General features: G+C 70.7%; 19 protein-coding genes and 1 pseudogene. 10 read left to right on the top strand and 10 right to left on the bottom strand.

Annotated features, from left to right (window positions below):
* Window positions 1-118: 118 nt before the first annotated feature.
* Window positions 119-411: pseudogene (locus ABZ646_RS18260) on the bottom strand (BRO family protein); the annotation flags it as partial.
* A gap of 153 nt (window positions 412-564) precedes the next feature.
* Entirely contained in the window at window positions 565-1,464 is a 900-nt protein-coding gene (locus ABZ646_RS18255; protein ID WP_360519669.1) for a D-alanyl-D-alanine carboxypeptidase, read from the bottom strand.
* A gap of 192 nt (window positions 1,465-1,656) precedes the next feature.
* Here ABZ646_RS18255 and ABZ646_RS18250 point away from each other — a divergent pair, with 192 nt between their 5' ends.
* Both ABZ646_RS18250 and ABZ646_RS18245 read left to right on the top strand, forming a co-directional pair.
* Entirely contained in the window at window positions 1,657-2,307 is a 651-nt protein-coding gene (locus ABZ646_RS18250; protein WP_360519667.1) for a GntR family transcriptional regulator, read from the top strand.
* On the top strand, window positions 2,304-3,605 hold the full coding sequence (locus tag ABZ646_RS18245; protein ID WP_360519665.1) for an MFS transporter: 1,302 nt from the start codon (window positions 2,304-2,306) through the stop codon (window positions 3,603-3,605). The genes ABZ646_RS18250 and ABZ646_RS18245 overlap by 4 nt, the downstream gene beginning before the upstream one ends.
* A gap of 47 nt (window positions 3,606-3,652) precedes the next feature.
* On the opposite strand, the gene ABZ646_RS18240 is transcribed toward ABZ646_RS18245, so the two are convergent.
* A complete protein-coding gene (locus ABZ646_RS18240; protein ID WP_360519663.1) occupies window positions 3,653-4,417 on the bottom strand; it encodes a class I SAM-dependent methyltransferase in 765 nt (254 codons plus the stop codon).
* Window positions 4,418-4,507: 90 nt separating this feature from the next.
* On the bottom strand, window positions 4,508-5,332 hold the full coding sequence (locus ABZ646_RS18235; protein ID WP_360519661.1) for a maleylpyruvate isomerase family mycothiol-dependent enzyme: 825 nt from the start codon (window positions 5,330-5,332) through the stop codon (window positions 4,508-4,510).
* Between the two features lie 184 nt (window positions 5,333-5,516).
* On the opposite strand from ABZ646_RS18235, the gene ABZ646_RS18230 reads away from it, so the two are divergent.
* Window positions 5,517-6,338, top strand: coding sequence for a carbon-nitrogen family hydrolase (locus ABZ646_RS18230; RefSeq protein ID WP_360519659.1), 822 nt, complete (start codon window positions 5,517-5,519; stop codon window positions 6,336-6,338).
* 22 nt (window positions 6,339-6,360) lie between these two features.
* Here ABZ646_RS18230 and ABZ646_RS18225 read toward each other — a convergent pair whose 3' ends face one another.
* Entirely contained in the window at window positions 6,361-6,855 is a 495-nt protein-coding gene (locus ABZ646_RS18225) for an LURP-one-related family protein (protein ID WP_132888465.1), read from the bottom strand.
* A complete protein-coding gene (locus tag ABZ646_RS18220) occupies window positions 6,852-7,853 on the bottom strand; it encodes a helix-turn-helix domain-containing protein (RefSeq protein WP_360519657.1) in 1,002 nt (333 codons plus the stop codon). The genes ABZ646_RS18225 and ABZ646_RS18220 overlap by 4 nt, the downstream gene beginning before the upstream one ends.
* Before the next feature lie 53 nt (window positions 7,854-7,906).
* Here ABZ646_RS18220 and ABZ646_RS18215 point away from each other — a divergent pair, with 53 nt between their 5' ends.
* From ABZ646_RS18215 to ABZ646_RS18205, 3 genes are all read left to right on the top strand, one after another.
* Window positions 7,907-8,299 carry a cupin domain-containing protein gene (locus tag ABZ646_RS18215; RefSeq protein ID WP_360519655.1) on the top strand — a complete coding sequence of 131 codons (393 nt, stop codon included), beginning with the start codon at window positions 7,907-7,909 and terminating at the stop codon, window positions 8,297-8,299.
* A gap of 145 nt (window positions 8,300-8,444) precedes the next feature.
* A complete protein-coding gene (locus tag ABZ646_RS18210; protein WP_360519653.1) occupies window positions 8,445-9,305 on the top strand; it encodes a calcium-binding protein in 861 nt (286 codons plus the stop codon).
* 219 nt (window positions 9,306-9,524) lie between these two features.
* Complete coding sequence (locus ABZ646_RS18205) at window positions 9,525-11,333, top strand: NHL domain-containing thioredoxin family protein (RefSeq protein WP_360519651.1); 1,809 nt, start codon at window positions 9,525-9,527, stop codon at window positions 11,331-11,333.
* Window positions 11,334-11,435: 102 nt separating this feature from the next.
* Here ABZ646_RS18205 and ABZ646_RS18200 read toward each other — a convergent pair whose 3' ends face one another.
* From ABZ646_RS18200 to ABZ646_RS18190, 3 genes are all read right to left on the bottom strand, one after another.
* Entirely contained in the window at window positions 11,436-11,684 is a 249-nt protein-coding gene (locus ABZ646_RS18200; RefSeq protein ID WP_360233376.1) for a DUF6458 family protein, read from the bottom strand.
* A gap of 77 nt (window positions 11,685-11,761) precedes the next feature.
* Window positions 11,762-13,048, bottom strand: a complete 1,287-nt coding sequence (locus ABZ646_RS18195; protein WP_360519649.1) for a M18 family aminopeptidase — start codon at window positions 13,046-13,048, stop codon at window positions 11,762-11,764.
* Window positions 13,049-13,124: 76 nt separating this feature from the next.
* On the bottom strand, window positions 13,125-14,951 hold the full coding sequence (locus tag ABZ646_RS18190; RefSeq protein ID WP_360519647.1) for an acyl-CoA dehydrogenase: 1,827 nt from the start codon (window positions 14,949-14,951) through the stop codon (window positions 13,125-13,127).
* Between the two features lie 176 nt (window positions 14,952-15,127).
* Here ABZ646_RS18190 and ABZ646_RS18185 point away from each other — a divergent pair, with 176 nt between their 5' ends.
* From ABZ646_RS18185 to ABZ646_RS18170, 4 genes are all read left to right on the top strand, one after another.
* Window positions 15,128-15,601 carry an SseB family protein gene (locus tag ABZ646_RS18185; RefSeq protein ID WP_360519645.1) on the top strand — a complete coding sequence of 158 codons (474 nt, stop codon included), beginning with the start codon at window positions 15,128-15,130 and terminating at the stop codon, window positions 15,599-15,601.
* Between the two features lie 78 nt (window positions 15,602-15,679).
* Entirely contained in the window at window positions 15,680-16,240 is a 561-nt protein-coding gene (locus ABZ646_RS18180) for a hypothetical protein (protein ID WP_360519643.1), read from the top strand.
* A gap of 26 nt (window positions 16,241-16,266) precedes the next feature.
* Window positions 16,267-17,244 (top strand): pirin family protein, encoded by a 978-nt coding sequence (locus ABZ646_RS18175; protein WP_360519641.1) that lies wholly within the window; start codon window positions 16,267-16,269, stop codon window positions 17,242-17,244.
* A gap of 183 nt (window positions 17,245-17,427) precedes the next feature.
* Entirely contained in the window at window positions 17,428-18,474 is a 1,047-nt protein-coding gene (locus ABZ646_RS18170) for an AI-2E family transporter (protein ID WP_360519639.1), read from the top strand.
* Here the strand turns inward: ABZ646_RS18170 and ABZ646_RS18165 are convergent.
* Window positions 18,471-19,988: SpoIIE family protein phosphatase (locus ABZ646_RS18165; RefSeq protein ID WP_360519637.1), on the bottom strand; the 1,518-nt coding region annotated here is incomplete at its 5' end. The genes ABZ646_RS18170 and ABZ646_RS18165 overlap by 4 nt on opposite strands.

Raw genomic sequence — 19,988 nt, 5'->3', positions numbered from 1 at the left:
ATCTATACGTTTTAGTATTTTTTGTTTTTTGTTTTTTTTTTATTTAGTTTTGGTATTCGGTTGTTGTTTCGTGGGGGGTGCCGTGCAGACCACAGTCACGGTCCCGCCCTTCTTCGCGGTTGTGCGCCTCAAGCCGGACGATGGCCTCGGCCACCTGCTCGGGCATGGCGTACGCGATGGGCGCACCCGGTTCGGTCGGCTGCACCTCGACCTCTTCGAGAGTGTAAGAACCCTCTCGCTGCACTGTCTCGATGACCTTCGGAGATCGATGAGATTCGTCGCTCCGCTTACGGTCTCAAGACACTCTCGGTGCTCTTCCGGAACATGGTCGGCGAGAGCCTGACGGGAGTTGGTGTGCCCCAATTCTTTGCACACATCCATCGCCGGAAACCAGTGCCTCCCGTCCGGCATGGTCAGCGGTCGTACGCGCGCTCCGGTCGCCACGTACCCGAAGTCGCTGATGTCGATGGCCTCGTGGTGGCCGGCGGGCTGCTGCGATGCGCCGTCCTGGTATGCCAAAGGCCCGCCGCATGGGGTGCGGCGGGCCTCGGTGAGGAGCGCGGGTCAGTTCGTCGCGAAGCCGTAGTTCAGGAGCTTCGTGGCGTCCGTGGCGCGCTGGGTGATCGAGGTGGAGGCGAGGACGGTGCCGATGACCGTCTTGCCGTTGCGGGTCGCGGCGAAGACGAGGCAGTACTTGGCCTCGGGGCCGGAGCCGGTCTTGATGCCGATCGCACCGCTGTAGCTGCTGAGCAGCGTGTTGGTGTTGGTCCAGGCCGCCATGGTGCGGGTGGAACCGGTCTTGGTGATCGTCTTGGCGGTGTAGCTCTTCGTCTTGACGACCGTGCGGAAGGTGGCGCTCTTCATCGCGCTGCTGGCGATTTTCGTCAGGTCGCGCGGCGTCGAGTAGTTGTTGCCGTTGCCGATGCCGTCGAAGGAGTCGAAGTGGGTGTGCGTCAGACCCAGGTTCTTCGCGGCGGTGTTCATCTTGCCGATGAAGTTGGAGACCCGCTTGGCGCGGGTGGTGCCGGAGCCGTACTTGTCGGCGAGCGCGTAGGCGGCGTCGCAGCCGGAGGGCAGCATCAGCCCGTAGAGCAGCTGGCGGACGGTGACCTTGTCGCCGACGATGAGGTGCGCCTGGGAGGCGTTGTTGGCGACGACGTAGTCGCTGTACGCCTTCTGGATCGTGACCTTGGCGTCCAGGTTCAGGTTGGACTGCGCGAGCACGACCTTGGCGGTCATGATCTTCGTGGTGGAGCCGGTGGACAGCTGGGTGTCCGCCTTCTTCGTGTACAGCGTCTTCGCCGTCGAGTTGTTCATGACGTAGCCGCCCTTGGCCACGATCGAGGGTGCGGTGACGGCCTGCGCGGGTGCCGCGGTGAGGGCCCCGGTCGCGAGCATCGCGCCGGACGTGACGGCGACGGCGACGGCCCTGCGGAGGCGGGTGCCCTTAATACCGGTAATCAACTGAAATACCCCGAGTCGAGTCGTAATGCCCCTGTGATGCGGCCGAGTTGGGGGTGCCAAAGCGTGTGGGGCCGCATGTGTGTGACACGTAAGTAGCACAGATGGTTGTGCGGTTGCTGGGTGCGATGTACGTCACGTCCGCATGGTGGACGCCGCACTTCCTTGCGTACGTGTTGTATCTAAGCTGTGGGCATGAGCCTGGCCGTCAAGCAGCCCCCCGCCGCCGACCGTGTCTATTCCCATGTGAAACAAGGTGTCCTGGACCGTCACTACGAAGGCGGCACCCTTCTCACCGAGGGCGAGCTGGCCGAGGCCGTAGGGGTCTCCCGCACGCCGGTCCGCGAGGCGCTGCTGCGCCTCGAGGTCGAGGGTTTGATCAGGCTTTACCCGAAGAAGGGCGCCATGGTGCTGCCCGTCTCCGCGCAGGAGATCGCGGACGTGGTGGAGACCCGGATGCTGGTCGAGGAACACGCGGTGCGCAAGGCCGTACCCCCGTCGGCCGCGTTGGTGGCCCGGCTCCAGGAACTGCTCGACCGGCAGAAGGCCGAGGCCGCCGCCGGTGACCTGGCCGCCGCCGCCGTCACCGACCGCTGCTTCCACGCCGAGATCGTCCGCGACGGCGGCAACGGCATCCTCTCCCGCCTCTACGACCAACTGCGCGACCGGCAGCTGCGGATGGGCGTCGCGATCATGCACGCCCATCCCGACCGGATCGCCAAGTCGCTGACCGAGCACGAGGAGATCCTGGACGCGCTGCGCGCCGGGGACGCCGATCGTGCGGTCGACCTCGTGCACCGGCACGTCGACTGGTTCTCGCACCTGGCGCGGGGTGAGGTCCGATGAGCCGCAGCGGTCAGCCGTTGCCCGGTGACCCCCCGGGCGGCCGCCGGGCCGTCGCCGTCTGGGGCACAGGCGTCTCGGTCTACTTCGTCGCCGTCATCTTCCGTACCTCCCTCGGGGTCGCCGGCCTCGACGCGGCCGACCGCTTCCACGTCGGCGCCTCGGCCCTGTCCACCTTCTCCATCCTGCAACTGCTGGTCTACGCCGGCATGCAGATACCCGTCGGCCTGCTGGTCGACCGCCTCGGCACGAAGAAGGTGCTGACCATCGGCGCGGTGCTGTTCACCGCCGGACAGCTCGGCTTCGCCTTCTCCCCCTCGTACGGCACCGCGCTCGCCTCGCGCGCGCTGCTCGGCTGCGGCGACGCGATGACGTTCATCAGCGTGCTGCGCCTGGGCACCCGCTGGTTCCCGGTGCGGCGCGGGCCGATGATCGCCCAGCTGGCCGGCCTGGTCGGCATGGCGGGCAACCTCGTCTCCACCCTGGTCCTGGCCCGGCTGCTGCACGGCCTGGGCTGGACCCCGGCGTTCGCGGGCAGTGCGCTGGCCGGTGCGGTCGTCCTGGTCCTCGTGTTCCTGTTCCTGAAGGACCACCCCGAGGGGTACGAGCCGGAGCCCTTCCCGCACCAGGGAGCGGCCTACGTACGCAGGCAGATCGCCGCGTCCTGGCGGGAGCCGGGGACCCGGCTCGGTCTGTGGGTGCACTTCACCACCCAGTTCCCCGCAATGGTCTTCCTGCTGCTGTGGGGCCTACCGTTCCTGGTGCAGGCGCAGGGGCTGTCCCGTGCCACAGCCGGGGAACTGCTGACCCTGGTCGTCCTCTCCAACATGATGGTGGGACTGGTCTACGGCCAGATCGTCGCCCGGCACCACATGGCGCGGCTGCCGCTGGCGCTGGGCACGGTTGGGGCGACCGCGCTCGTGTGGGCGGCGACGCTGGCGTATCCCGGCGCCCACGCGCCGATGTGGCTGCTGGTGGTGCTGTGCACGGTACTGGGGGCGTGTGGACCGGCGTCGATGATCGGCTTCGACTTCGCGCGGCCCGCCAACCCGCCCGAGCGGCAGGGGACCGCGTCCGGGATCACCAACATGGGTGGTTTCGTGGCCTCGATGACGACGTTGTTCGCGGTCGGGGTGCTGCTGGACGCGACCGGTGACAACTACACGGTGGCGTTCTCGTGCGTGTTCGTGCTGCAGGCGCTGGGCGTGAGCCAGATCCTGCGGTTGCGGGGGCGGGCGGTGCGGCGGGAGCGGGAGCGGTTGGTGGCGAGCCGGGTGGAGACGGTGCACGTACCCGCGTAGTCCGTCCTCCCGCCCGCGCGAGGGTGGTTCCGGTCGCCGAGGGTGGGTCAGGCCGTCGTCGGGACCAGGGTCAGGTAGGCCAGGCCCAGGACGCCTCGGTAGGTCAGCCAGGCCGTGCGGTGGGCGTCCAGGTGCTCCTGGGTCCCTGCTGCCAGGGGATGACCGGGGTGGGCCGCCAGCCATACCTCCTTGTCCGCCTGGTACGCCGACTCGAACTCCTCCCACTCGTCCGGGTTCGCCGTCTCGGTCCACTCGGGGCGGAAGCCGGCGGCGACCGCCAGCTCGACCAGCTCCGACAGCTCGTGGTGATCGGCGGCCGAGGCACCCGGCCACATCCGGGACAGCTCGGCGTCCGTCGGGACGCGCTGCCAGAAGCCCTCACCCAGCAGGACCCGGCCCCCGTCGGCCACCAGGCGGCGCAGCTCCCGCAGGGCCCCCGCGGGATCGTCGCCGAGCGCCTGGCTCGCGCCGAGGCACAGCACCACGTCGGCCGGGTCGCGGACGGTTCCGACGGCGGACTCCTCGGCGAACTCCACCCGGCCCGCCAGCCCCCGCGCCTCGGCGGCCCGGCGGCCCCGCTCCAGGTCCGCCGCGTTCAGGTCCACCCCGACGCCCCGCGCCCCCGGTACGGCCGCCAGCAGCCGGAGCAGCAACTCGCCCCAGCCGCAGCCGATGTCCAGCACGTCGGCGGGGCGGGTGGCGGCGAGGCGCCGGACCATCGCGGTCGCGCGGGCCTCGGAGAGGGGGCCGTGGAAGGTGAGGCGGGTGAGACGGGGCGGGAGGTCGTCGCGTGGCGCGGTGGCAGCGGTCATGCGGGGCAAGGTAGGCGTCCGCGGCCGACGGGCGACAGCGAATTACCGGCGGCCGCCCTCCGGCTTACCCGGCGGCCGCCTCCCGGCCGCCTACTGGGTGACCGCGAAGTGGCGCAGGATCGCCGCTGTCAGTTCCGGGTCGCCCTCCGCCTTCACCCGGTCCGCGACCGCGTCCGCGGTGGTGCGGCCGCAGGCCAGCCGGACGTACGTCTCCCAGTCGAGGGTGAAGACGGCGGCGGGGCCGAGCGCGGGGGTGGCCTCCAGGGTGCCGCGGCCCTGGATGTCGATACGGATCGTGCGCAGGAACTCGACCGGCCCGTGCACGTCGAAGATGACGGCCGAACTGCGCGGGGCGTCCGCGTCGTTGGCGACCACCCGGGGCAGCTCGGCGAGCAGCACGTCCCGGGCGACCTGCGCGCCCGGCGAGTCCAGGTTGCCGGGCCGGCCGAGCGCCGCCCGCAGGTCCTGCTCGTGCACCCACACGTCGAACGCGCGGTTGCGCATGGCCTCTTCGAGGGTGATCTCCTTGCCCATCGGCCCGCGCACGATGTGCCCCGGCTCCCGCGACTCGTTGCGCAGCTGACGGTTGCGGCGGATGATCGTGTACTCCAGCTCGGAGGTCATCTCGGGCGCCGTGTGGTGGCGGCGGGCGTCGACCTGCATCTCCATGTAGCGCTGGTGCTCGTTGGTGATGTGGAAGAGGTCGCGCGGCAGGGTGTGGATGGGGCGCGGGTCGCCGAGCATCTCGCAGTCCAGGCCGATGACATGGGAGACCACGTCCCGCACCGACCAGCCCGGGCATGGCGTCCGCCGGTTCCACTCCCCCTCGACAAGAGGTGTCACCAGCTCGGATATCGCTTCGATGGAGTGGGTCCAGGCGTCGGCGTAGGGCTGGAGGGTGGGATGCAGACTCACGGAAACGGGACCCCTCGGCGGTCGGTACTCGGGCAGGTTGTGGCGGCGCTGCCAGCGGGAGGTGGGCTGCTGTCGGCGGGTGTCTTGGAACGCTAAGTTACGCTGCTGTGAGGCACCCCGGCAGTGCTTTCGTGTGACGATCGTAGGCCCGTATGGACGGCTCGAATGCCAGGACGGTGGTAGTGTGCGCGCCTCGCTCATCCAGATCGATGTAAACGAGGGCGAATCGGTCGAATCCCGTCGGCGACGCGTGACCGCACTGGTGCGCGAGCAGGCGGAAGCCGATCTTGTGGTGCTGCCCGAACTGTGGACGACGGGTGCGTTCGCCTACGAGCGGTTCGCCAGCGAGGCCGAGCCGCTCGAAGGCCCGACCTACGAGGCGATGGCGAAGGCGGCGAGCGACGCGGGCGTCTGGCTGCACGCCGGCTCGATCCCGGAACGGGCTCCAGCCGACAGCGGCTCCGCCGCGGGCGACGGTCCCCTCTACAACACGGCTCTCGTCTTCTCCCCCTCCGGTGACCTGGCCGCGGCCTATCGCAAGATCCACCGCTTCGGCTTCGACAAGGGCGAGGCGGTGCTGATGGGCGCCGGGCAGGAACTGGTGACGGTCCGGCTCCCCGAGACCACCCTGGGCGTGGCCACCTGCTACGACCTCCGTTTCCCCGAACTCTTCCGCGGACTGGTCGACGCCGGCGCCGAGACGATGGTGGTCTCGGCGGGCTGGCCCGAGCGGCGACGCGCGCACTGGACGCTGCTGGCCCAGGCGCGGGCGGTCGAGAACCAGGCGTTCGTGCTCGCGTGTGGAACGGCCGGGACGCATGCCGGAGTTCCGCAGGCGGGTCACTCGATCGTGGTGGATCCGTGGGGCGAGGTACTGGCCGAGGCGGGCGCCGGCGAGGAGGTCCTCACCGTCGACCTCGACCCCGCCAGGGTCGCCGCGACCCGCGAACAGTTCCCGGCCCTCAAGGACCGCCTGCTGGGCCTGGAGCCCCCGCACCACCGTTGAGCCCGTCCTCTCCGGTCCGGTACTAGTCCTCCTCCCGCTCCTTGTCGGCGAGGTGGATCACGCACACCGCGACCGCGATCAGCAGCGCCGGGTCCGCGTCGTCCCGGAGGACGTCCACGCCGTAGGTCTCCCGCACGTGCAGCCAGCGCCGGGAGATCACGGCGAGCAGCTCACCGTCGTACTCGACGGCGAACTCACGGTCCAGGATCCGGCCGCTGACGTCCAGCTCGGTGCCCTCGGCCAGGCGCACCCGGTAGTGGTTGCGCAGCAGCGAGAGCCGCTTGCGCCTGATGGTGGCCAGCGGTTCGCCCTCGCGTTCGATCACCATCGTGTCGCGCAGGGCGAACATCTTCTGGTGGAAGTCGACGAGCACGCGCCCGTGCCGGTCCTTCAGCTCGAACGTGTCCCGCAGCCGCATGGCCTTGCCGTCGACGAGGAACACCTTGTCGCCGTGCTCGTCCTCGATCCAGTAGTCCTCGCCGAAGCCGAGGAGCCGGTCCCGCACCTGGAATCTCATGTCTGTACCCCTTCCCGGCCGACCGGCCCGAAACGCCGGCGGTAGTCCGACGGGCTGAGTCCCGTCTCGCGCCGCAGCCGGGCGCGCAGGTTGGCGGCGGTACCGAGACCGCTGCGCGCCGCCACCACGTCCAGCCGCTCCTCCCCGCGCTCGATGAGACGGCAGGCGAGAGCCACCCGTTCGCCGGTCAGCCAGGCCAGCGGGGTGGTGCCCAGCTGGGCGCGGAACCGGCGGTGCAGGGTGGCGGGGGAGACGGCCGCCCGCGCGGCCAGGTCCGCCACGCCGAGGGGCTCGCCGAGCCGCTCCTGCGCCCAGGCGAGCAGGGGGCCGAGCGACTCGTCCGGCACGTCGGGCACCGGACGCTCCACGAACTGCCGCTGGCCGCCGTCGCGGTGCGAGGCGAACACCAGCCGCCGGGAGACCGCGTTGGCCATCTCGGCGCCGTGGTCCCGGCGCCAGATGTGCAGCCCGAGGTCGAGCGCGGCCGCGCTGCCGGAGGCGGTGAGCAGGTCGCCGTCGTCGACGAAGAGCACGTCGGGCCGGAGCAGCACGCCGGGGTGCAGGTCCCGGAAGGCCTCCACCCAGCGCCAGTGCGTGGTGGCCGGCCGCCCGTCCAGCAGCCCGGCCTCGGCGAGCGCGAAGGTACCGGTGCAGAAACTCACCACCCGCACACCCCGCGCGTGCGCGCGCCGGACGGCGTCGAGGACGTCGGCACCGCGCGGTACGACGTTGTCCGGCCGTCCCGGTACGACCACCGTGTCGGCCTCGTCCACGGCCGCCAGCCCCGCCACCCCGCTGAGCGTGAAGAAGCCGTGGTTCATGCGCACCTCGCGCGTGGGTGCGCAGAGCGTCACCTCGTAGGGCGGCACGGACAGGCCCAGCTCGGGCCGCGGCAGCCCGAACAGTTCGGTGGCCACCCCCACTTCGAACGGATTGGTGCCCGAGTCGACGATCACGGCGACCCGATGGGGCCGGGGCTGAGAGGATCCTTGCGGCATGTGCGATTTCTAGCACTCGTGCGGCCGCCGGACCACGGCCCAGGATGATCGCCATGACCAGCGCACCCATCTCCCTTGCCCGCGCCCTCGCGTCCTTCGACGACGTGTGGAGCCCGCGCATCGTCACCGCCGTCAACGACTACGACGTCCGCGTCGCCAAGGTCGAGGGCGAGCACATCTGGCACGTCCACGACCACACCGACGAGTTCTTCCTGGTCCTGGACGGCGAACTGCGCATCGCCCTGCGGGAGCCGGCCGGCGAGCGCACGGTCGTCCTGCCGAAGGGCTCGGTCTTCACGGTCCCCCGCGGCACCGAGCACAAGCCGCACGCGCGTGTGCCCACCGAGATCCTGCTCCTCGAGCCCACCGGAACCCTCACGGTGGGCGATCGGCACGACGAGGTTCCCGGGCACGTGGACGCGACGACCGGACACGTCCTCACCTGACCGGGCCACGGATTCCCGCGGTCCAATGGATGTCCGGGAGTCGAAGTCCCCGTGCGTGTACAGAAGCTGCCCAACCAACGGGGTGGGCTCCGAGTCCGACAGTGCGTAGTCCGCGCAATTGCGCACAGTCCTCTCGGAGGTCTCCATGCATGCTCGTCCCGTCCGCCGCCGGGTCATACGCGCCGTCCCGGCGATGACGACGGCCCTCGGTGCGGCCATGGCCGCGGTACTCACCACGGCCGGTACCGTCGCCGCCGCGACGGCGCCGGCCACCGCCGCGGTCAACCAGTACGACTGGCAGCTCACCTACAAGGCCGCCGCCGGGCAGGCCAACAAAGCCACTGTCACCGCATCACTCACCGCGGACCGCACGGGCATCGTCTACGTGATCGACGACGTTGTCCCGATCAGCGCGGGTCATGACTGCACCTACCTCGACAGCGCGGACCACACCAGGGTTTCCTGCAGGGTCACCCTTGTGGACAGTCAGGACCCGTACGCCGCGCTGATCGTGAGCCTGGGCGACCGGGACGACGTGCTCGCTTACAGGAACGCCACCGACCAGGTCTACTTCCACGCCCAGATCTCACTCGGCACGGGCAACGACAAGGCCACCGACACCGGTCGCCTCGACGGCGCCCACGTCTCCGGCGGCACGGGCGACGACACCATCACCGTGGGCAAGGAGGGTCTCGCCTGGGGCGACGACGGCAACGACATGATCAACGCGAGCGGCGGCGACAACATCGTGCAGGGCGGCAAGGGCAACGACGTGCTGCACGGTGCCGGCGGGGCCCAGTACCTGTCCGGCGACGACGGCAAGGACACCATCACCGGCGGAAGCGGCGCGGACACCCTGTACGGCGGCAAGGGCGACGACGTCCTGTACGGCAACAGCGGCAACGACGTCCTGTACGGCAACAGCGGCAACGACAGGCTGTACGGCGGTCCCGGCAGCGACAGGCTGTACGGCGGTCCCGGCCGGAACGTGGTGCACCAGGACTGAGCGGACCGACGGGTCCGGGGCCCGAAGCCGGGCCCTGGGCCCCAGGAAGGTCCTGAGGTTCATTGCCTTTGGTCCTGTTGTCCGAAAGGGCTTTGACGCGGCCACGGAGGCGGTCACGTCGGGTGCGGTGCGGACGTTGATCGTATGGAAACTGGATCGGCTCAGCCGGAAAGGGACTGCCGAGGTCGGCCCGCTCCTGGTGTGTGGTTGGCTTGAACCATGGCAAAACGCGTGCGCGTCCGCGCCCCCGAGCTGGTCGGCAAGGGTGGCTGGATCAACACAGGTGACAGGCAGCTCGGTCTCGCGGAGCTCCGCGGGCGCATCGTGATCGTCGATTTTTGGACTTTCTGCTGCGTGAACTGCCTGCACGTCCTCGATGAGCTGCGGGAGCTGGAGGAGCGGCATCGGGACACCGTGGTGGTCGTCGGGGTGCACTCGCCGAAGTTCGTGCACGAGGCGGAGCACCGGGCCGTCGTGGACGCCGTGGAGCGGTACGGCGTGGCGCACCCGGTGCTCGACGACCCGGAGCTCGCCACCTGGAAGCAGTACGCGGTCCGCGCCTGGCCGACGCTGGTGGTGATCGACCCCGAGGGGTACGTCGTCGCCCAGCACGCCGGTGAGGGGCATGTGCACGCGATCGCCCGGCTGGTCGAGGAGCTGGAGGCGGAGCACGAGGCGAAGGGCACCCTGCGGCGCGGCGACGGCCCGTACGTGCCGCCGGAGCCGGAGCCCACCGCCCTGCGCTTCCCCGGCAAGGTCCTGCTGCTGCCCTCGGGGAACTTCCTGGTCAGCGACACCACCCGGCACCAGCTGGTGGAGCTGGCGGAGGACGCGGAGACGGTCGTACGGCGGATCGGCTCCGGTGCGCGCGGTCTCTCGGACGGTGCGGCCGCCGAGGCGTCCTTCAGCGAGCCGCAGGGGCTGGCGCTCCTCGACGACGGGTCGGTGGTCGTCGCCGACACCGTGAACCACGCCCTGCGCCGCCTGGACCTCGGCACCGGCGAGGTGACCACCCTCGCCGGCACCGGACGCCAGTGGTGGCAGGGTTCCCCGACCTCGGGCCCGGCCCGCGAGATCGACCTGTCCTCACCGTGGGACGTGGCGGTCTTCGGCGGCAGGGTGTGGATCGCCATGGCCGGCGTGCACCAGCTGTGGGCCTACGACCCGCAGGCGGGGACCGTGGCGGTCGCCGCGGGCACCACCAACGAAGGGCTGGTGGACGGCCCGGCCGCCGAGGCCTGGTTCGCCCAGCCGTCCGGTCTCGCGGCCACCGCGGACCGTCTGTGGCTCGCGGACTCCGAGACCAGCGCCCTGCGCTGGGTCGACCCGGACGGACAGGTGCACACGGCCGTCGGTACCGGCCTCTTCGACTTCGGGCACCGCGACGGCGCCGCCGAGCAGGCCCTGTTCCAGCACCCGCTGGGGGTGACCGCGCTCCCCGACGGTTCCGTCGCCGTCGCCGACACCTACAACCACGCGCTGCGCCGCTACGACCCCGCGACCGGCGAGGTCACCACGCTGGCCACGGATCTGCGGGAGCCGAGCGACGCCGTGCTGGTCGGCGAGGACATCGTGGTGGTGGAGTCGGCCCGGCACCGGCTGACCCGCCTGCGCCTGCCCGAGGAGGCGGTCCGGGTGGCGTCGGTCGCGCACCGCACCCAGCGGGCGGCGACCGAGGTGGCCCCCGGCCGCCTCCGCCTCGACGTGATCTTCCAGGCCCCGGCGGGCCAGAAACTGGACACCCGGTACGGCCCCTCGACCCGCCTGCTCGTCTCCTCGACCCCGCCGGAGCTGCTCCTCAAGGGCGAGGGCGCGGACACCGACCTGGCGAGAGAGCTGGAACTGAACCCGGCCGTCACCGAGGGCGTCCTGCACGTCTCGGCGATGGCCGCGTCCTGTGACGACGACGAGGCCAACGAGTACCCGGCCTGCCATGTGCACCAGCAGGACTGGGGAGTACCGGTGCGGATCACGGAGGGTGGGGTGGACCGTCTGCCCTTGGTTCTGGCGGGGATGGATCAGCGGTAGCCGCGACCGGCTACCGCCTGCGCGGAACCAGCTGGAACACCCCGCCCCCGAACGGACTGCTCACGGTTGCCTGTGATCGCCCTGTGGGTACGGTCGTGTCCGTTACACGCCATACCCGTCGGTGTATCCGTCACGGTGATGGTGCCGTTCCTCCTCGACGACCGTCGCGGCCGGCGGCACCATGACCCGCCGACGGCGGGCGATGCTGCTGAAGGTGGCGACACCGATGATGCCGACGGCCATCAGGATCAGGCCGACGACGTCAAGGTTGACGCCCTGCATGTGCCAGTCGGTCGCAAACGTGAGGATGGCCCCCACGGCGATGAGGATGATGCACCCGCCGAGCCCCATGAGCGTTGCCTTCCCTTCAGGTTCGGTGGTGGTTCCGGTCCACACCGAGTACCCGGGAGCGGGCGGTACATGTGCAACTAACCCTCCAGGAACGCCACCAGTGCGTTCGCCAGCAGGAACGGGTCGTCGGCGCCGCAGAGTTCGCGGGCGCTGTGCATCGACAGGATCGCCGCGCCGATGTCGACGGTCCGGATGCCGTGGCGGGCAGCGGTGATCGGGCCGATCGTGGTGCCGCACGGCATGGAGTTGTTGGAGACGAAGGTCTGGAAGGGGACGCCGGCCCGTTCGCAGGCGGCGGCGAAGACCGCGCGGCCCGTACCGTCCGTCGCATAGCGGTTGTTGACGTTGACCTTGAGGATCGGACCGCCGTTGACGCGCGGGTGGTGCGTCGGGTCGTGCCGCTCCGCGTAGTTGGGGTGGACGGCGTGACCGGTGTCGGAGGAGAGGCAGACCGTGCCCGCGAAAGCCCGCGCCCGGTCCTCGTACGACCCGCCGCGCGCCAGCACCGAGCGCTCCAGGACGGTGCCGAGCAGCGGGCCGTCCGCGCCGGTGTCCGACTGGGAGCCGGTCTCCTCGTGGTCGAAGGCGGCGAGCACGGGGACGTAGGGCGGTTCCGCGCCGCCCGTCGCCACGGCGGCCAGGGCCGCCGTACCGGCGTGCACGGAGAGCAGGTTGTCCATCCGGGGACCGGCCAGCAGCTCCTCGGCGCGGCCCAGGTAGGCCGGCGGTTCGACGACGTAGGTCATCAGGTCCCAGCCGGTGACCGAGCCGGGCGACAGGTCGGCCTCCTGCTCCAGGAAGGCGATGAGGTCGCCGTCGCGGATGTCGTCGCCGAGGCCCCAGACGGGCTGGAGGTGGCGCTGCTTGTCGAGCTTGAGCCCGTCGCTGCTGACCGCCCGGTCCAGGTGGATGGCGAGCTGCGGCACCCGCAGCAGCGGCCGGTGCACGTCGACGAGGCGGGTGGAGCCGTCCCGCAGGCTGAGCCGGCCGGCCAGGCCCAGGTCCCGGTCGAGCCAGGAGTTCATCAGCGGGCCGCCGTAGATCTCCACGGCGACCTGGCGGAAGCCGTGCCCGCCGGTGTCCGGGCGGGGCTTGACCCGCAGGTTCGGGGAATCGGTGTGCGCGCCGACGATCCGGAACGGCGTGTGGGGCGCGGCGCCCTCGGGGACGTACCAGGCGATGAGCGCCCCGCCGCGCAGGACGTACCGGCCGCCGCTCCCCCCCTCCCACGCATCCGTCTCGGCGACCTGCCGGAAACCGGCCTTCTCCAGCCGGCCGGCGGCGTTCGCCACCGCGTGGTACGGCGTCGGACTGGCCGCGAGGAAGGACATCAGGTCGTCGGTGTGGCCGCGATCGAAACTCATGTGCTTCACCTTAACGACGTGCGGAGGCCCGCTCCCCTCAAGGGGAAACGGGCCTCCGGGGAACGGACCGGGTGGATCAGAAGGCGGCCTCGTCCAGCTCCATCAGGTCGAGGTCGACGTCGGCCGCGATCCTGCGGGCCAGGGTGACGCCCGGCAGCACGTTGGCCGCGAAGAACTTCGCCGCCGCGATCTTGCCGGTGTAGAAGGGCCGGTCCTTGCTCGACGCCGTCTCCAGCTTCTCGGCGGCGATCGCGGCGCCCTTGAGCAGCAGGTAGCCGACGATCACGTCGCCGGAGGCGAGCAGCAGGCGGGAGGTGTTCAGGCCCACCTTGTAGATGTTCTTGACGTCCTGCTCGGTGGCCGCGAGGTCGGTCAGCATCAGGCCGACGATCGCCTCCAGCTCGACGGCCGCCTTCGCGAGGTGCTCGCGGGCGCCCGCCAGCTCCTCGCCGCCGGTGCCGAGCGCCAGGAACTTCTTGATGTCCTCGGCGAGCGAGTTCAGGGCCGCGCCCTGGTTGCGGACGATCTTCCGGAAGAAGAAGTCCTGGCCCTGGATGGCGGTGGTGCCCTCGTACAGGGTGTCGATCTTGGCGTCGCGGATGTACTGCTCGATCGGGTACTCCTGCAGGAAGCCGGAGCCGCCGAAGGTCTGCAGCGACTGGGCGAGCTGCTCGTAGCCCTTCTCGGAGCCGTACCCCTTGACGATCGGCAGGAGCAGGTCGTTGAGCGCGTGCTCGGCCTTGGCGTCCTCGCTGTTCGCCTCCTTGACGGCGATGGCGTCCTGGATCGAGGCGGTGTAGAGGACGAGGGCGCGCATGCCCTCGGCGTACGCCTTCTGCGTGATCAGCGAGCGGCGGACGTCGGGGTGGTGGGTGATGGTGACCTTGGGCGCGGTCTTGTCCATGAAGTTCGCGAGGTCCGGACCCTGGACGCGCTCCTTGGCGTACTCCAGCGCGTTGAGGTAGCCGGTCGAGAGGGTCGAGATGGCCTTCGTGCCGACCATCATGCGGGCGAACTCGATGATCCGGAACATCTGGCGGATACCGTCGTGCTTGTCGCCGATCAGCCAGCCCTTGGCCGGGTGACGGTCGCCGAAGGTCATCTCGCAGGTGTTGGAGGCCTTGAGGCCCATCTTGTGCTCGACGTTCGTGGCGTAGACGCCGTTGCGCTCGCCCAGCTCGCCGGTCTCGAAGTCGAAGAGGTACTTCGGGACGAGGAAGAGGGACAGGCCCTTGGTGCCGGGGCCGGCGCCCTCGGGACGGGCCAGCACGTAGTGGAGGATGTTCTCCTCCATGTCGTGCTCACCGGAGGTGATGAAGCGCTTCACGCCCTCGATGTGCCAGGAGCCGTCCTCCTGTTGGACCGCCTTGGTACGGCCGGCGCCGACGTCCGAACCGGCGTCGGGCTCGGTGAGCACCATGGTCGAACCCCAGGTGCGGTCCACGGCGAGCTGCGCCCACTTCTTCTGCTCCTCGGTGCCCTCCTCGAAGAGGATGCGGGCGAACGCCGGGCCGGAGGAGTACATCCACACGGCCGGGTTCGCGCCGAGGACCAGCTCCGCGTACGCCCAGATCAGCGACGGCGGAGCGGTGGTGCCGCCGATCTCCTCGGGCAGGCCCAGGCGCCAGTACTCGGAGTCCATGAAGGCCTTGTAGCTCTTCTTGAAGGACGCCGGGACCGGGGCGGTGTTGGTCTCCGGGTCGAAGACCGGCGGGTTGCGGTCGGCGTCGGTGAAGGACTCCGCCAGCTCGTTCTCGGCGAGCCGGGTCAGCTCCTCCAGGACGCTCTTCGCGGTGTCGGTGTCCATCTCGCCGAACGGGCCGGTGCCGTACAGCTTGTCGCGACCGAGCACTTCGAAGAGGTTGAACTCGATGTCGCGGAGGTTGGACTTGTAGTGCCCCATGGTGACGGCTCCGTATCCGGATCGGCGAGGCACTGAATCCCCGCGCAAGCTTTCACATACCAACGAGTAGCTCCGATGATGCTACCCGTCGGTAATAAGATGCAACCCCCAACGGGTGAAGTGTGAGAAGGGTCTACCTTCTCCTGTGCACCGCGTGTCTCGGTAGGCTTGCGCGCATGTATGGATACGGCCAGTCCATGGACGGCGGGGCCGCTCAGCAGCAGTACGCCCAGCCCCAGCAGCAGATGCCGGGCGGCTACGGCCAGCAGGCGCCGCTCTACCCCGAGCCGTCCCCGCCGTCCCTCGCGGACGCGGTCCGTGCCTTCACCACCGGCCAGGTCACCGCCGAGGACTTCCAGCAGGTCTTCGCCACGTCCAAGGTGTACTGCCCGCGCGGCGACAACCCCGGGTTCCTCGCGCTGCACAACACCCAGCAGCCGGTGATCCCGATGTTCACCTCGCTGAAGGAGCTGCGCCGGTACGCGGGCAAGGAGTCCAAGTACTTCGTCATCACCGGCGCGGAGGTGATCGACCTCCTCCCGACCGGCTACGGCTTCGTCCTCGACATGGAGGGCGAGCACCGGATGGTCTTCGACGCCAAGGCGGTCGAGCAGATGGTGGAGTTCGCGATGCGACGGATGTACGGCTAGCCGCCCGCGCTCCGTGGACGGCTGGGCCGCGGGGCTGAATGATTCCTTCCGGTGACCGGGCTCGCCTACTGTGCCCGCGTGACCGAGATCGACTCCGCGCCGCTGGTCCTGCACGGCCGGCGGCGTTCTGCTGCCCGGCTGCGGGACGGCGTACTCCTGCCGGAGCAGGGCGGGGTACGGCGCCGGACACCCGTGGCCGCGATCGACAGCGTGGACGTGCGCGGCCGCCGGGGGCGCGAGCCGGCCGTCGTCCTGACCTCCCGCGCCCCTCGTCCGGACCCGCCCCGGTACGCCCTCGTCTCCCGAAGCGCCCCGGCGATGCGGGAGTTCACCGAAGCCCCGCACCGTGCGCTGCCCGTGCGGGACGCCGCCGAGCCGCGCCCGGACGGTGCCTCGCCGGTGTCCGCGGAACCGATGGAGCACCCGGGGACGGAGCCCCTTCCGGTGGCCCTCGCGGTGCTCGGGGCCGGCTGCGCCCTGATCGCGGTCACGCCGGCGGCCCGCGGCGCGGGCGACGGCGGTGTGCTCGGCGCGGTGCTGCTCGGGCTGTCCATGACGCCCTGCGCGCTTGACGGCGATCCGGGAATGTTCGCCGGCCGCACTCCGTTAGGGGTGGCAGAAAGTTCAACGCTCAACTAAAGTGGGCGTACCAAGGAGGAGCCGACATGCCTGCAGTGACTGTCGAGAACCCGTTGACCCTGCCCCGGGTGACCGCGACGGCCGACGCCGTGGCCCGTCCCGTGCTCGCCGTCACGACCGCGCCGAGCGGTTACGAGGGTGAGGGCTTCCCGGTGCGCCGCGCGTTCGCCGGGATCAACTACCGCCATCTGGACCCGTTCATCATGATGGACCAGATGGGTGAGGTGGAGTACGCGCCCGGGGAGCCGAAGGGCACGCCCTGGCACCCGCACCGCGGTTTCGAGACCGTGACCTACATCATCGACGGCGTCTTCGACCACCAGGACAGCAACGGCGGCGGTGGCACCATCACGAACGGTGACACCCAGTGGATGACGGCCGGCGCCGGCCTCCTCCACATCGAGGCCCCGCCGGAGTCCCTGGTGGTGTCCGGCGGTCTCTTCCACGGCCTCCAGCTGTGGGTGAACCTCCCCGCCAAGGACAAGATGATGGCGCCGAGGTACCAGGACATCCGCGGCGGCCAGGTCCAGCTGCTGACGTCCCCGGACGGCGGTGCGCTGCTCCGTGTCATCGCCGGTGAGCTGGACGGCCACGCGGGTCCCGGCATCACGCACACCCCGATCACCATGATCCACGCGACGCTCGCCCCGGGCGCCGAGATCACGCTCCCCTGGCGTGAGGACTTCAACGGTCTGGCGTACGTCATGGCCGGCAAGGGTTCCGTGGGCGCCGAGCGGCGGCCGATCCACCTCGGGCAGACCGCGGTCTTCGGAGCGGGTTCGTCCCTGACGGTGCGGGCCGACGAGAAGCAGGACTCGCACACGCCGGACCTGGAGGTCGTCCTGCTCGGCGGGCAGCCGATCCGTGAGCCGATGGCGCACTACGGCCCGTTCGTCATGAACACCAGGGACGAGCTCCAGCAGGCCTTCGAGGACTTCCAGAAGGGCCGCCTGGGCACGATCCCGGCCGTCCACGGCATGACGGAGAGCGGCCCGCAGGCGTGAGCGGTCCGTGGGCCGGCGGGTGAGCGGTCCGCGGGTATGACGAAGGCGACCGCAGAGGCCTGACGCATCGACTGCGTCAGGCCTCTGCGCCGTGTGCCTGCTCGGTACGGGACGGGAGGCCGGTTCACCCGGGAGGGGGTGCCGGGCAGGGCGTCCGCCGGGTTCGCGTGGTCCGCTGGACGCGTGTCCCTGTTGCCCGAGGCCGTGCGCCGGTTCGCCGCCTGGTGCGTGGTGATCCTGCTGGCGGCCGGCGTCGGCTACGTCGGCATCCGGCTCTGCTCGGAGTTCCGCACCGCGGTCACCCCCGTGCTGCTCGCCCTCCTCGGCACCGCGCTGCTCGGCCCCCTGCACCGGCGGCTGGTCCGGGTCGGCGTCCAGCGGTCCCTCGCCGCCGGGCTCACCTGCGTCGCGGTCGTCGCGGTCGTCGGCGGTGCCGTCTACATCGTCGTCGCCGCGCTCGTCGACACCGGCGACCAGATCATCGCCTCGCTCAAGTCCGCGGCGAGATCGCTCGCCCGGCACTTCGGGGCCGCCGGTACCTCGATCGGCGACCTGGCGGGCAACGCGAGAAAACTGCTCGGCGAGTTCGGCGGGACCGCCGCCTCCAACGTCATCAGCGGTGTCAGCCTGGTCGGCGAGAGCATCGCCCTGGCCGTACTGGCCCTGCTGCTCGTCTTCTTCTTCCTGCGCGACTCGGACCGGGTGGTCGCCACCGTCCGCGCGCTCGCGCCCGGCTCCAGCGCCGACATGGTCGAGGCCATGGCCCGCCGGGCCTTCGAGGGCATCGAGGGGTTCATGCGCGGCACCACCCTCATCGCCCTCATCGACGCCCTCTGCATCACCGTCGGCCTGCTGATCCTGCGGGTACCGGGCGCCGTGGGCCTGGGCGCGCTCGTCTTCGTCGGCGCCTACATCCCCTATCTCGGCGCCTTCATCTCCGGTGCCGTGGCCGTCCTGGTCGCCCTCGCCGACCGAGGCTTCGTGATCGCACTGTGGGCCCTGGGGGTCGTACTCGCCGTGCAGGTGCTGGAGGGGCACGTGCTCCAGCCGGCCATCCAGAGCAGAACCGTGCAGATGCACCCGGCGGTGGTCATGCTGGCCATCACGGCGGGCGCCTCCGTCGCCGGGATCCTCGGCATGCTGCTGGCCGTACCCCTCACCGCGGCCGCCTTCGGCGTCGTCCACGAACTGCGCGCCCGGTACGCCACCACCGGCCGGCCGTCGCCCTAACCCCGGCTCCCTCCCAGATCCTGTCCCAGATCCTGCCCTTGGTCCTGTCCTTGGTCCTCGGACAGCTCGAACCAGATGGTCTTGCCCTCGCCGCGCGGGTCGACGCCCCAGGCGTCCGCCAGGAGTTCGATCAGCATCAGGCCGCGGCCGGAGGAGGCCAGTTCACCGGGGCGGCGTTTGTGCGGGAGGTCGTCGCCACCGTCCGTGACCTCCACGCGCAGGCGCCGTCCGGGGGCCTGGCCGGAGACCTCGGCGAGCAGCAGGGCGTCCGCGTCGGTGTGCACCAGCACGTTGGTGAGCATCTCGGAGACCAGCAGGACCGCCGAGTCCACCTGGTCGGACGAGTCCCAGTCGTGCAGCAGCTCGCGCAGCTGCTGGCGGGCCTCGGCGACCCGCTCGGGCTCGTCCTGGGCCACCGACAGCAGCGTGCGGCGGATCCGCGGCCGTACCGCGAGGGGTCCGGCGCCGGGGCGGGACAGCAGCAGGACCGCGATGTCGTCCTCGCGGCGGTCGGCCAGCGGCCCGGTGGTGTGGTGCGAGGACGGCCCGTGCACGGCCTGGACCAGCGCGTCGGCCAGCTTCTCCAGGTCGCCGTCGTCCTCCTCCAGGATCGCCCGGATCCGCTGCCAGCCGCTCTCGATGTCGTGGCCGCCGGTCTCGATCAGCCCGTCGGTGCAGATCATCATGGTCTCGCCGGGTTCGAGGGTGAACCGCGTCGTCGGGTAGTCGGCGTCCGGGTCGATGCCGAGCGGCAGCCCGCCCGCCGTCGGCCGCCGCAGCACCGTGCCGTCGGCCATCCGGATCGTCGGGTCGAGATGCCCCGCGCGGGCGATCTCCAGCACCCCGGTCGCCGGGTCCGCCTCGACGTAGAGGCAGGTCGCGAAGCGCGGGTCGGCGAGTTCCTCGTCGGAGGTGATCCCGTTCAGGAACCGGGAGGCCCGGGAGAGCACCGCGTCCGGGCGGTGCCCCTCCGAGGCGTAGGCGCGCAGCGCGATCCGCAGCTGTCCCATCAGGCCCGCCGCGCGGACGTCGTGCCCCTGGACGTCGCCGATGACCAGCGCGTACCGGCCGCCGCGGCCGGACCTGGCACGGGAGGTGCCCCCGGGCAGCGGGATGATGTCGTACCAGTCGCCGCCGACCTGGAGCCCGCCGCCGGTCGGTATGTAGCGGGCCGCCGCGTCCATGCCGGGCATCTCGGGGCCCAGCGTCGGGAGCATGGAGCGCTGGAGGCCGTCCGTCAGCTCCCGCTCGGAGTCGGCGATGCCGGCCCGGGACAGGGCCTGCGCCAGCATCCGGGCCACCGTGGTGAGCACGGAACGTTCGTCGGGGGTGAACGACACCGGGTAGGCGAACCCCGCCATCCAGGCGCCCATGGTCCGCCCCGCCACCGTCAGCGGCAGGAAGGCCCAGGACCTGCGGCCGAAGCGTTCGGCGAGCGGCCAGGTCACGGGGTAGCGGGACTTGTACTGCTCCGGGGAGGAGAGATAGACGGCCCGGCCGGTCCGCACCACCTC

It is taken from the genome of Streptomyces sp. NPDC007162, assembly GCF_040634175.1.
Lineage (GTDB): Bacteria > Actinomycetota > Actinomycetes > Streptomycetales > Streptomycetaceae > Streptomyces.
Note: the sequence above shows the minus strand (reverse complement) of the source record. Positions and strands in the feature narration are given on the sequence as shown.